Here is an 11,924-nt window from a genome sequence, read left to right on the forward strand (position 1 = left end):
CAGTTGAGAAACAGATACTATTACGATAACACTTGCTTGAGGGGGATTAACAAATGCAGCCACTTAAAGGTATCAAAATATTGCTTGTCGATGATGAGCCGAATATCCTGCAGTTTCTGGAATTAGGGTTACAAAATGAAGGCTTTGAAGTAAGGTGCGCCCAGGATGGGATCGCGGCCATTAATATAATTAAGCAGTTTCAACCGCACGTTGCTATACTCGATGTCATGATGCCGGGTATGGACGGCTTTGAAGTGTGCCGGATGCTCAAAAAGACAGAAAATGTTGCCGTTATTATGCTGACAGCCAAAGATGAAGTCGATGATCGGGTCAAGGGTCTTACACTGGGAGCCGACGATTATATGGTCAAGCCTTTCAGCTTCGATGAGCTGTTAGCTCGCATTCATGCGAGAATCCGTAATCAATTCCCCAACTTATTTGGTGAGGTGGTCATCGGTCCATTCCGAATTGATGATCGCCGCAAAGAAATCAGTCTGGAGAACCGGGTATTGGAGCTGTCGCCTACAGAGTATGAGCTGTTAAAATTTCTAGTACTGAATCATGGTCTGGTACTTAGTAAATCAATGATTTTGGAAAAGGTGTGGAGTTACGATTTCGGAGGCGAGGAAAACATTGTTGAGGTGTATATTCGTTCCTTGAGAGATAAGCTTAACGATAAGGATCGCCAATTGATTCGGACTTTACGGGGATCGGGGTATCGGGTGGATCTTTCATGATTGCGAAGCCTGGATTTAAATGGAAGCAGTTTTTTGCCCCAAACTCGTTAAAAATCCAGCTATTGTCCCGCTCATTGATCATTCTGGCCGCTCTGCTCGTTCTGATCGGGGTGCTGCAGTACGTATTTATGAAAGACATTATTTATAAAAATAAAGCGACTAGTGTCCAAAGCCAAATTCTGTCGCTACCTCGCGACGCTTGGCAGCAAACCGGCAGAACGAACGAGGGTGGAAATGCGCGCGCACCTTTTTTCTTTATGCCGGAAACATCCCTCGCCTATATTGATGCTGCTGGCAATTACACGGCAATGGCAAGCCGTTCAGGAATAGAAAATGGTCCACGACTGGATACTCAGGAATATCTTGATGCGTTGAAATTCAGGAAAAAGCCTGAACTGAACTACCGGGTTATGTTGGATGAGAACGGAGTCGAGTACCTGGTTGTGCTGCAGCCCGTGTTCACCGGTCCGGGTCAAATGAATGGATTGGTGCAGGTCAGTACGATGACAGGCCCGCTCAAAGAGCTGCTCATTCGCCAAATGCTCACTTTCTTGCTGCTATCAGTGGCGGCCATGGTGTTTGGTTTGCTTGGATATTTGCCCTTGCTTCGTAAAACACTCGTGCCGTTGTCCAATATGGGCAACACCGTAGAGCAAATCAATGCAGGGAATTTGGATCATCGTTTCCCGATTCATCAAGGACAGCTCGAGGTGGATCAGCTGGCCGAATCGTTCAACGGGATGCTGGAGCGGTTGGAGGCTTCCTTTCAAGCAGAAAAAGAAACCCAGGAGCAAATGCATCGTTTTATCGCAGATGCTTCACATGAGCTTCGTACACCACTGACTTCTATTCATGGTTTTCTGGAGGTGCTCATGCGCGGAGCAGCCAACAATCCCGAACAGCTGCATAAAGCTCTCAAAAGTATGCACAGCGAGTCCGCGCGGCTGAATAAATTGGTGAATGACCTGCTGCTCTTGGCTAAGCTCGACCGTACTCCGCAAATTTTACTAAAAGAAGGCTCGTTAGATTTAGTTATTCGTGAAATGGAGCCTCAGCTTCATATATTGGCAGGAACACGCAAACTTAGCTTGCGGATTGAACCTCAAATGATCTGTAAATTCGTCACAGACAATATGAAGCAGGTCATTCTCAATTTGTTTCAAAATGCCGTCCAACACACAGATTCCGAAACAGGACATATCGAGGTTTCCTTGACCCGTAAGGATCAGGGTGTACTACTCTCCGTTAACGACAACGGCCCTGGGATTAGCGAAGCCCATCTGCCTTATGTGTTTGATCGTTTTTATCGGAGTGATTCCTCGCGTGCACGCCAATATGGAGGCGCGGGCCTGGGTCTATCGATTACCCAATCGATCGTCGAATCCCATCATGGAACGATTCATGTAACGTCCAAGGTCGGCCAAGGCTGTTCGTTCCATGTATGGATTCCCGCTTAATGCAGTTCAATACATTCATAATTTTCCCGCCGTATGAATATCCCGATATTCCTGCGGCGTCATGTTATAATGCTTTTTAAATACATGAATAAATGAATGTGCCCGCTGGTAACCCAGCTTTTCGGCAATTTCATAGATTTTCTCTTGGTTGTTTTTCAACAAGTACGCCGCTTTCTCCATACGAAGCTGAAACACATAATCCGTAATATTTTGGTTCGTCTCCAGCTTATATATTTTTGACAAATAAACAGGATGCAGATAAATATGATCGGCAATGGTTTGCAAGGAAACGTCCTCACTTAAATGCTGATCAACAAACTGCTGCACACGCTGAACGATCAATGAGCGCGAATCCTGAACCTCCTTATCCATATCCGCCTTCAGTTGGTCAAGTACACGCAGGCTCCAATCACGCAGCATGCCTACCGAACGAAATGGCAATCCCTCCGTCAGCTTATAATAATCCGGACCCATAAGCTCGGCAAGCTGCTTTCCATTTTTGTGAGTGATATAGGAAAAGGCAGCAGACACGGTAAAAAACACTTCCAGCACATACTCCTGTGACTGTGACCACTGATTATTTAATTCATCAAATACGGCCAGCAGTTTTTCTCTCGCATCTATCCAGCGTCCAGCTTCGAGTAACTGCGTTAATGTTGGCAGCTCATACAGCCGCTGCAGGGTACGGTACGGCTCGTCATGGATCTTAGTATCCGCAGCTGTCATAAACAGATTGTGTTCGCTGCCAATCCTTTTGCGAAATAACGACAAGGCTTGATTATACAGGGTCGTCATATCTTCAGGAAATTGACCCCAGTTGCTTACAAGCACAGAAATTTTCCCCTTCAAATACGTCGATACCGCTTTTTGCAGCTCGCTGGATGTCCGCTCCAAGTGCTGCTGCACCTCGGTTTGGATACTGCTGGTTTTACATTTCAACATAAACACCAAATAATCATGACTATCTTTACAATGCCATAAATCATAATGAGGCGAAAATAATTCCTCAGCAATATTGCTTACGGCATATTCAAACAAGGAAAGACTATGAGCGTCATAATGCAAAAATTGCTCTTCCATCCGCACCATAATCATAGCAAAAGGACTGTCCTGAAAATCCGGAATACTTAACTCGCGCATTCTCGGCTTCCAAGTATCAGCCCCGTATCTTCTTCCCTGCAGCAGCTCATTCAACAGATTCCCTTTCAGCAAAGGCAAGTTTTCCTTCAATGTATGCTGAATACGCTGCTGAGAAACAATATCTTCCCATTCGGCTTGAATCTGCTGAAGCACACGCTGGACCGTTTCACGAACCTGCTCCTCGGATACAGGCTTCAATAAATAATCAGCGGTTCCATGATGAATCGCTTCCTGAGCATAGCTAAAATCGGCATAACCAGATAACAAAATACATTTTGTTCGTTTCCATTTTTCCCGCACTGTGGCGATTAATTCGAGGCCCGTCATACCCGGCATTTGAATGTCTGTGATCAGGATATCTATCGTCGTTGTTTGAAGCAGGACCAAAGCCTCTTGAACGGAATACGCCCTGTGAACCGTTTCAACTCCGAGCGATTCCCAATCCATCGTTCCCGCTAAACGTTCCACCACATGCATTTCATCATCCACGATTAAGATCTGGTACATCCGGTGATTCCCTCCATGTCACAATTACTTTGAAGCCTTCTTTCTCCGCAGCCATCAGCCTAAGACCCGCCTCTCTGCCGAACTGATACCGGAGCCGCTGGTGAATGTTCCATACACCGCAGCCTATTTCATCGGACATGGGCGCATCTAACGTTTTTTGAAGCTCACTCAGCCGTTCTGCAGAAACCCCTTGACCATTATCTTCGACAATAATTCGATGTTCCCCACCATCCGACTCGCCATAGATTCGGATCACACCTTTGCCGACTTTTCGCTCCAGGCCGTGGATAATTGCATTCTCCACTAGCGGCTGCAGCAATAACCGGGGAATTTTCAGTTGCAGCATGGATTCCGGAATTTGCATATTGAAACACAAGCGGTTCATCCGTAAATTCTGGATCGTCAGATAGTTAGTAACGAGCTGCAGCTCTTCGCTGACAGCAACAAGCTGTCTTTCCACCCTTGTGGTATAGCGATAATAATCACCCAGATTATTAGCCATTTCTACTACCGATTGTTTATCCTCCAGCATAGCCATGTTACTAATAAAATAAAGACAATTGTATAAAAAATGAGGATTGATCTGTGCCTGCAGCTGTTTTAAGGTAGCCTCACGAGAACGCAGCTGCTCTGCATGAACAGTCTCTATCAGCTCCTGCATCTGTTCAGTCATCTCGTTGAAACGGCGAATCAGAAAGTCGAACTCATTATGAGTCTGATATTGAATCCGTCCTGAATAATCGCCGCGCTTGATTTGCTGAACGCTTTGCAGCAGCTTGCCGATAGGGATTTGAACATGCCTGTACAACAAATAAGCGGCAGCAATTCCTGCGATCAAAAGCAGCCCCATCGAGATATAGAAAAAGTTCTTACTGGCATTAATAGGCTGTAATGTTTGCTCCAATGGCACATAATCGACCAAATACCAACCTAATGTATTGGATTTCACATAATTAACCAAAAATTTATCATTCTCCAAATCCAGCAAACGATTACCGGAATCTGATTGGAGCGATTTCGTATCCAAATCCTTGATAACCGCTTGAGTCAGCTTGGGATCGACACTGTGATTATGAATAGCAGCGAGTCCGGGCGCATACAGAAAAGGATCTCCTTTGCCACCTGCTTTGAAGTGGTCCAGCATCAAGCGTATGTTTTCCGCATATAAACGCACTTCATACACAACTTGAGCCTGCTGTAAAGTGGTGGCGGACGTAGGCTGTGCTATTTGCCGGACCCATGTATCGCTGCCTGACTTGCCATTTCCTCTATCATAGGACCAGTTCACCTGGATCGGCTGCTTCATATAAGCATCATTATAGGTCACAAAAATGTTGGAAGATAAAGCCTGCCGATCCTCAGATAAATAAATACTTAATTCATTCGTCCAATCGCTTGATACACTCTGCAGACCCAGCTTTTCGATTACACGTGATTGCAAACGAAGCCGATCCATGATATCGCTGTCTTTCTTATCTACATATTGACGGATGAAAGGGTCCTGAGCAACAATGACAGGAAACATAGCTAATTGGTCAACAGCTCCATCTACCTGTGAAATAAAAAACTGCTGACGACTCAGCAGATTTCCCTGTATCTCATCTCGAAGTACCTGAACGCTAACCTGATGAGAATACATGTATACACAAGCTATCGGAATCAGCAGGAGAAAGATGATGAGTACCATTTTACGATACGTATTCCTTTTGGCTACAGTCATATGATCTCCTTTTTCCTGCTGATTATTAACCACACAAAGTATTGTTACCAAGAGCTTGCTTGGAGCATACCAACAGCAGCAGGTTCCCCACTTTTCTAAGCATGACTATCCTTTTACCGCTCCAGCAGCCAAGCCACTAACAATATACCGCTGCGCCAATAAAGCGATAATCAATACCGGCAATGTAATGATGCAGGCTGCAGCCATGAGTGCACCCCAGTTAATATCCGAATAAGATAAAAAGTTAAACACCGCAATCGGCAGTGTCTTTGTTTTATCTCCAGCCAGTATAATCGAAAACATAAAGTTGTTCCATGAGAAAATGAATGATAGCAATGAGGACGTAATGATTCCAGCTCCCGAGATCGGTAAAATAATTCTCAAAAACACCTGAGAGCGTGTACAGCCGTCAATCATCCCCGCTTCTTCAATTTCCAGTGGCAGCCCCTCAAAGAACGAAATCATAATCCAAATAATAAAAGGCAGCCCGACGAGCATATGGCTTAGGATCAGCGCCATGTACGTATCAACCAAATGCAGACTCGAGAACAGAATAAACCATGGGATCAGAAATGTAATGCCCGGAATAATTCTTGCCACCAGAATTACCAGTCCCAAACCCTGAAGACGGTATCTGGCAATAGCATAGGCTGCCGGTAAACCGAGCAGCAACGAACCAAGCGTGGACCCTACCGCAACAATAAAGCTGTTCACGATAAAACGCATAAATTCGTACTGCTCGAACACGTTCACATAATTTTTAAAGGTCGGTTTGAAAAACAAAAACTGTCCAGACGACAAGATCTGTGCCTGCGTCTTAAAGGAAGCCAGCAGCATCCAGATAAACGGGAATGAAAACACAGCCATCACGATAATTGTAAGCAAGGTGTATACCCAATTATTAGCGCCTTTCTTTTTCATCATGCATCTACGCCTCCAGCCTTTTACGAATCCAGATCATCATGAGTGTAAGGCCCATAACCAAAGCGAAAAACATCACAAGCAGTGAAGAAGCCATCCCCAGCTTAAAATACTGGAAGCCAAGCACATAACCATATACATTCAATGTTTCTGATGCCAGATTAGGACCGCCTTGTGTGGTCGCATAAATAATATCGAAAGTTTTAAGCACATCAATCAGGCGCAGCATGACAGCTACGATGATTGTCGGCCGCAACAAGGGAAGTGTGATGTAAAGGAACTTTTGCCATAGCGTAGCACCGTCCACATCAGCCGCTTCATAAGGGTCGCTTGGCAGTGTGGACAACCCGGCCATCACGATCAACGCGATCATGGGTGTCCATTCCCATACGTCTACGATGACTAGCGAAGGAATAACCTGAGAGGGCGAAGCCAGCCATAGCCATGGATCAAGCCCAAGTGATTTAAGCAGTGTATTGGCAATCCCGATCGTAGGCTCGTAAATCAACATCCATACCAATCCCATTGCAACAGGTGTCGCAACCATCGGCAGCAGGAACAACGTTTTCACAATATTTTTACCACGAAAATCCCGATATAATAGCAAGGCTATCGCTATAGCCAGTATCGTTTCAAGGATGAGCGCAGCAAAGGTAAAGTAGAAGGTGTTGCCAACAGATTGCCAAAACCGGCTCTCTGAGAGCAAAGCACTATAATTGCTGAGACCAACCCATTTAGGCGGAGTCGTCGCGGACATACTCCACTCATAGAAGCTGATCCTGAGTGTATAGACAATTGGAAACACCATCATAATCAATACAAATAAAACTGCGGGCATCGTATAAATCCATTTAATATTACGATCAAACCAGCTTTCACTCATCTGTGTGGCTTCCTTTCCTGACTGGAATACGGAAAGGGCCAGCATAGCCACCGGCCCCTTCCTTCATGTAAATAATTATTTATTTACCTTTTTCTTTATCGATAATAACCTGCAGCTCCTGATTCGCTTTATCCGCGGCTGCCTTAATGTCACCACCTGTCATACCTTGAAGCACAATACTGCCTACCACATCACGTGCTTCGCCTACACCGATCACAACCGGACGATCATGGTCGACTCCACCTTTGGACGAATCCTTAATAACTTGAACCATTTCGGCCGGGAAGCCGGATACTCCATCAGGTTTATCCCACACCGACGCACGAGGACCTGGATTACCCAGCTTTTGCGTTTTCAATACGACATCCTTGCCGGTTGCCCATTTCACAAACTCCCAGGAAGCATCTTTATTGGCTGTTTTTGAATTCATTGCAAGGCCCCATGAGGTGATGTTATAAGGCTTCGAGCCTGCTTGACCACCCGGGAAGAGTGCATAACCCACTTTATCGGCAATGACGGACTTCTCGGGATCCGTCGTGTTTTTGTAGAGCGAATTGGCATCTGTGATAAAAGCAACCTTACCTTGTGCGAAAATACCGAGTGCCTGCGGCCAGGACATATTAAGAACACCTGGAGGCGCATAATCTTTTAATAAGGTACTGTAGGTTGTGAAAGCTTTTATGGCTTCGGGCGTATTCAGCGTTGCCTTGTCATCTTTAGTAAAATCGCCACCTTCGGAATATAAGAAGGACGAGACTTGGGTAACCAGCGGAGAGCGTTGGCCACGGGCTACAAAACCGTACATTTCCGACTTTGGATCATGCAGCTTTTTCACGGCCGCTGTCAGCTCGTCCAAGGTTTTGGGTACGGCAATGTTCGCTTTTTGCAATAGATCTTTGCGATAATAAAGGATTTCCTGCTCAGTGATGATGGGAATACCCGCCAGCTTGCCGTCAACCGTCGTTGATCCTATGGACGATTTCGTAAAGTCTTCAAAGTCGTAGCTGGCATCTTTTTTTACGTATTCATCCAGTGCTTGTACCCATCCATTTTTGTAAAAAAGCTTACCTTCCTGTAAAGGACGATACATGAACACATCAGGCGTTGCCGAACCGGAAGTAAATTGTACAGTCAGCTTCTGCGTAAGCTGATCTTCGAAAAAGCTTTGGACCTCCACTTTCATCCCTGTTTGAGCTTCAAACTCCGGTAGCAGCGGTTTGATTGCCTCGCCCCATGGATGGTTAGCGGTAACGACCGTAAGCTTCTTGCCCTCGAATGGCTTGGCAGCTGCAGTTTTCCCTGAATCTGCTGCTGGAACTGGTGCGGGGGTACCATTCCCACAGCCGGCTATTATACTCATTGCCATGATGGTAGCCACACTGGCTGGAAGCCATTTTTTCATTTTTTGATTCATCTATTGAACCTCCCTGATATATGTTCGATCGTATGTCCGATCTATAGATATAGCGTAACTGATTTAAGACGTCCTCGAAATAACGCAGATTCAACATCGATAACGGGAACACAATCGTTTTACACTTCTTGGGCATAAAAAATATCCCCTTGCTGTTCACTCTTTCCTTCATGATCACATGAGGTTTTTTTGGAGTGTCCACTACAAGGGGATCTTATTGTCTATAATTTTCTGAGTGCAAACGAATTATACCTTTCTAAGCACAAACGACGATGCAAGAGCCACAAGGCTAGCTATAAAACCATACATGAATAAGGCATGAAACCCGCTGTATACATCCAATCCTTTTGTCAAAAAAGCACCCATTACCGTCACACCGACCGCCGTTCCGATATTACGCGAAAACAACTGCATGGAAGTCGAAACTCCTTTCTGATTGGCATCTACCAGCTGTTGAGACCCAATCGTAGCCACCGTGAAGATCAAGCCAAAAGCAAGTCCCTGGACAACCATCACCGAGAAGATGTACCAGAATCCAGTACCCTGCTTCAATAAAAGCAGCATCACACCCGAACAGATCAGCAGGACGTTGCCAATAATAATCAGCTTCCCGTAGCCCCATTTTACTGTCCATTTGCCGCTCGGAACCGCGACGACCATCCACCCAAACGATACCCCAAGCAAGGCCAAGCCGCTAACAAATAAGCTATGACCTTCCTCCTGAAGAAATAACGGCACATAGCTGGAAACACCGAATAATGCGGCACATGCAAGAAACGAATTCATATTCATTCCCGAAATCGAGCGATTCGCAAACAAGTTTAAGGGAACAATCGGTGAAGGATGTTGCCGTTCATACAAATAAAATCCAAAAAGGATGATGACACCTGCAACAGCATAGGCCCATATGTAGTTTTCAACAACCGTTGTGAGCAGCAGCATACTGACTCCAGCAGCAAACAGCACTGCACCCAAGCTATCCACCTTGGATTTCTTCGGAATGTACACTTCCTTATACGCTCTAAGCAATAGCAATGAAATCAGACATAAAGGAATATTAATGTAAAAAATCCAGCGCCATGTCGTATACTGTACGAATAATGCCCCAAGCATAGGTGCCAAAATAGCAGATAACGCCCACATGGCTGTGAAAAACGCTTGAATCTTGCCTCTCTTTTCTGGTGGATACAAGTCTCCCGATATAATCGAAGGAAACGGCATCATGACACCCGCGCCGATCCCCTGTACCGCACGATACAGGATTAACTGTAACATCGTATTGGCGAAACCGCACAATAAAGAACCCAACAAGAAAATGATAATACCTACTGCAAATATCGTTTTGCGTCCGTACAAATCGGATATTCGTCCTGCTACTGGAGCGACGACCGTAGATACGACCATGTACGAGGCAAAACTCCATGCATACAGCTCAAACCCGCCCAGCTCCTTGGCAATGATCGGCATCGTTGTGTTAATAATGGTCGTATCCATAGAAGCGACCAGCATAGCAATAACTACGCTGGCCATAGCAGGCAGTTTACTTTTGGTAGTAATGCTTGCGGTTGATGCGTGTGTAGCCAATAGTTGATCCTCCCTGCAATTCCTCTTCCAACTTCATCGTATTCAGATTTCAATTCCACTTAAACCCGCATATTTGGAAATCGCTTTAAGTAAATCATTCACAATAGGCAATATAAATTGAGCATTTCCCAATTGAAATATACCGCTGCGATTATGCACATAAGCCTGACTCACATGAAAACGGTAATGCGGTATGCCTTGAGACATGGTTATGATTTCACTACCCGAGGAACGCCGATTATGAAAAGTGATCTTCTTGCTCTCGGAAGTATCGAACGGAACGATACTTGTAATGTGCGCAAGCTTGAAATAATAGTTAACATGCGGTTTCTGGTAGACCAGCTCTTCGGTGGAAACGGTAATACCAAAATCACTTTTTTTGTGCGAAATTTTCAAATCACCCTGCAAGGACTTAATCTGGATAAAATCGTTATTCATGATAAGTACCTCCTCAATACCCACAACCGTAGGATGGGATAATTGGTTATGACAAGTATAAATTGTGTTTGCCAAAGAGCATACCACAATCCTTGCTTGTACGCTACAGAACCCTGCACCATCCTTTTACTCTCGTCTTCACCTTATGTTTATGATAGAATAACGGGATTGACTCGCAAACCAAGCGTCCACGCAGGAGGAATACTTATTTATGCTTATCATCGGAATTGCAGGCGGTACCGGATCAGGAAAAACCACCGTAGCCCGCTCCATCATCGACAAGCTCGGCAGTGAACAAATTACTTTCATTTCCCAGGACAATTATTATTGCGATCATAGCGAATTACCATTGGCTGAGCGCGAATTGATCAATTATGATCACCCTTTTGCTTTTGATAACGAGCTGCTGCTGCAACAATTAAAGTTGTTAAAGCTTAACCAAACTGTCCATTCCCCAACCTATGATTTTGCCAAGCATGCACGCTCTGAGCAAACGATTGAGCTGCTTCCGAATCCGATCGTTATCATAGAGGGACTGCACGTCTTATCGGACGAGCTGTTGCGCGGTATTCTCGATATCAAGGTGTTCGTAGATACAGATCCTGACGTGCGTATTCTCCGTCGTGTCCTGCGTGATATTCAAGAACGCGGCCGCAGCATTCAATCCGTATACAATCAATATCTGTCCACCGTAAAACCGATGCATGAAGCATTTATCGAGCCCTCCAAAAAATATGCCGACATCATCATACCCGAAGGTGGGCACAACGAAGTCGGCATCAGCCTACTTACAATTCTGACGGAGAAATACTTGCAACCGCCGCTTGCACCACTTGGTCCCAATGAAGGATAAATCGCGAATCATTTTTAAGCTTCACATTGCACATTTTTAACTGATTTTCGGTGAGCTCCAGCAGGTGCCATGAATCCGGATCAGCCACGCCCTGTATGTTCAAAAAATCAAGGTAATCAAGCTGGGCAGCTTCTTCGTCATCCCAATATTTGGTCCCATAATAAGGCAGCCTATAGCCGTTAACCAGCATACAGGTATACAGCTTTGATGTAATTGCATGCTTCATCACATAAGGCAACCTGATCTCCTCCATTTTCCAAAAAACAAAAG

General features: G+C 45.1%; 11 protein-coding genes. 3 read left to right on the plus strand and 8 right to left on the minus strand.

Annotated elements, in window-relative coordinates:
- The first annotated feature begins 53 nt into the window (after positions 1–53).
- The gene (locus OB236_RS37370; protein WP_076228654.1) at positions 54–737 is read left to right on the plus strand and encodes a response regulator transcription factor; all 684 of its coding nucleotides are present in this window, start codon (positions 54–56) and stop codon (positions 735–737) included.
- Positions 734–2,194, plus strand: a complete 1,461-nt coding sequence (locus OB236_RS37375; RefSeq protein ID WP_262688574.1) for a sensor histidine kinase — start codon at positions 734–736, stop codon at positions 2,192–2,194. Before OB236_RS37370 ends, OB236_RS37375 begins: the two co-directional genes overlap by 4 nt.
- 15 nt (positions 2,195–2,209) lie before the next feature.
- Here the strand turns inward: OB236_RS37375 and OB236_RS37380 are convergent, their stop codons facing one another.
- The 7 genes from OB236_RS37380 to OB236_RS37410 form a co-directional block, all read right to left on the minus strand.
- Positions 2,210–3,841 carry a response regulator gene (locus OB236_RS37380; RefSeq protein ID WP_262688575.1) on the minus strand — a complete coding sequence of 544 codons (1,632 nt, stop codon included), beginning with the start codon at positions 3,839–3,841 and terminating at the stop codon, positions 2,210–2,212.
- Positions 3,816–5,561, minus strand: a complete 1,746-nt coding sequence (locus OB236_RS37385; RefSeq protein ID WP_262688576.1) for a sensor histidine kinase — start codon at positions 5,559–5,561, stop codon at positions 3,816–3,818. Before OB236_RS37385 ends, OB236_RS37380 begins: the two co-directional genes overlap by 26 nt.
- A 105-nt stretch (positions 5,562–5,666) precedes the next feature.
- Entirely contained in the window at positions 5,667–6,482 is an 816-nt protein-coding gene (locus OB236_RS37390) for a carbohydrate ABC transporter permease (protein WP_076228886.1), read from the minus strand.
- 7 nt (positions 6,483–6,489) lie between these two features.
- Positions 6,490–7,365 carry a carbohydrate ABC transporter permease gene (locus OB236_RS37395; RefSeq protein WP_262688813.1) on the minus strand — a complete coding sequence of 292 codons (876 nt, stop codon included), beginning with the start codon at positions 7,363–7,365 and terminating at the stop codon, positions 6,490–6,492.
- Between the two features lie 79 nt (positions 7,366–7,444).
- Positions 7,445–8,779 carry an ABC transporter substrate-binding protein gene (locus tag OB236_RS37400; RefSeq protein ID WP_262688577.1) on the minus strand — a complete coding sequence of 445 codons (1,335 nt, stop codon included), beginning with the start codon at positions 8,777–8,779 and terminating at the stop codon, positions 7,445–7,447.
- A 246-nt stretch (positions 8,780–9,025) separates the two neighbouring features.
- Positions 9,026–10,309, minus strand: coding sequence for an MFS transporter (locus OB236_RS37405; RefSeq protein WP_262688814.1), 1,284 nt, complete (start codon positions 10,307–10,309; stop codon positions 9,026–9,028).
- Positions 10,310–10,405: 96 nt separating this feature from the next.
- Positions 10,406–10,801 (minus strand): hypothetical protein, encoded by a 396-nt coding sequence (locus OB236_RS37410; RefSeq protein ID WP_076228649.1) that lies wholly within the window; start codon positions 10,799–10,801, stop codon positions 10,406–10,408.
- A 211-nt stretch (positions 10,802–11,012) separates the two neighbouring features.
- Between OB236_RS37410 and udk the strand changes: the two genes are divergently transcribed.
- Positions 11,013–11,654 carry a uridine kinase gene (gene udk / locus OB236_RS37415; protein ID WP_262688578.1) on the plus strand — a complete coding sequence of 214 codons (642 nt, stop codon included), beginning with the start codon at positions 11,013–11,015 and terminating at the stop codon, positions 11,652–11,654.
- Here the strand turns inward: udk and OB236_RS37420 are convergent.
- Positions 11,590–11,892, minus strand: coding sequence for a hypothetical protein (locus tag OB236_RS37420; RefSeq protein ID WP_262688579.1), 303 nt, complete (start codon positions 11,890–11,892; stop codon positions 11,590–11,592). The two genes, udk and OB236_RS37420, sit on opposite strands and share 65 nt — an antisense overlap.
- Between the last annotated feature and the right edge of the window lie 32 nt (positions 11,893–11,924).

This window comes from Paenibacillus baimaensis, assembly GCF_025567575.1.